The organism is Actinomycetes bacterium (assembly GCA_024222295.1).
In the GTDB taxonomy this organism is placed as follows: domain Bacteria; phylum Actinomycetota; class Acidimicrobiia; order Acidimicrobiales; family Microtrichaceae; genus JAAEPF01.
In genome coordinates, this window is the sequence record JAAEPF010000001.1 from 1 (window position 1) to 885 (window position 885).

Here is an 885-nt window from a genome sequence, read left to right on the forward strand (position 1 = left end):
CCAGCAGACGCTCACGGTGCAGGTCACGGCAGCCTCGGGCGAAGTCATCGACGCGACGGCCGAGATCTTCGACCAGTTGAGCGCCGCCAAGCCGGCGCGCGCCAGCTCGGTGGCTGCGGTCCGGTCCGCACGACCGCTGACGCTCTCGATCTCGGCATCTCCGGATCCGGTACGTCCGGGCGAGGAGGTGGTCTACGCGTTGACGGTGACCAACGCGAGCGGTGTTGCCCAGACCGGCCTGGTGCTCGATGCCACGACCCCAACCGACATGACGGTCAGCAGTGGTGATCTCACGGATGGCGGAGTCTGCCCTGGCAGTTCTTGCAGCCCGGGGGAAGTGGCGCAGTGGAGTCTCGGGACGCTGGCCGATGGCGCCAGCCGCACCGTCGCCCTATCGGCGCATCTCGACTCAATCTCTCCGCTGCCCGACGGCACGATCCTCTCCCTCGCCGCCACGGTCTCGGACGGCGGAAGCGTTGCGGCAGCCGCGACCCGCAATGTCGTGGCCGACTCGACGCCCGATCTCGCCCTGGGTCTGTCCTCCGGCAGTGAGCCGGTCGAGCCGGGAGGACTCGTCACCTACGAGCTGGTCTACGCCCACCGGGGCAGCACTGCTGCGCTCGACGCGCTGTTACGTATGCCCGTGCCCGTGGGCACGACCTTCGTCTCGGCGAGCGGCGGCGGCGCGCTCGTTGGCAACACGGTGGAGTGGTCCCTCGGCGCCTTCGCGGTGCAGGCGGCTGGCCAGCAGACGCTCACGGTGCAGGTCACGGCAGCCTCGGGCGAAGTCATCGACGCGACGGCCGAGATCTTCGACCAGTTGAGCGCCGCCAAGCCGGCGCGCGCCAGCTCGGTGGCTGCGGTCCGGTCCGCACGACCGCTGAC

General features: G+C 70.2%; 1 protein-coding gene. It reads left to right on the forward strand.

Features of this window, described 5'->3' with window-relative positions:
• On the forward strand, positions 1–885 hold an 885-nt coding region (locus GY812_00005; GenBank protein MCP4433866.1), incomplete at both ends, for a DUF11 domain-containing protein.